Genomic DNA, 236 nt, shown 5'->3' with positions numbered 1-236 from the left:
GATGGAGCGCATGCCGCCGAACAGGGCATAGATGGCGCCGATGATGCCGACCACCCAGATGGTCATCCACAGCAGTGCATTGGGCGAGCTGATGCCGGTCAGCGAGGGCAGATCCAGCATGCCCTGCAAGCCGATGGCACCGGAGTAGAGGATGATCGGCAGCAGGATCACCGCGTAGGCGAACAGGAAGATCAGGTTGGTGATCAGCTCGGTGCTGCGGCCATAGCGCAGGGCCA

Annotated in this window: 1 pseudogene; it reads right to left on the bottom strand. The window is 62.7% G+C overall.

The features are described 5' to 3' along the window. Positions 1-236, bottom strand: a pseudogene (locus tag R0J88_RS23515) (hypothetical protein); the annotation flags it as partial.

It is taken from the genome of Pseudoalteromonas sp. SIMBA_162 (genome assembly GCF_046535955.1).
Taxonomy (GTDB): domain Bacteria; phylum Pseudomonadota; class Gammaproteobacteria; order Enterobacterales; family Alteromonadaceae; genus Pseudoalteromonas; species Pseudoalteromonas marina.
The sequence above is the reverse complement of the archived record's forward strand: the minus strand, read 5'-3'. Positions and strand labels throughout refer to the sequence as shown.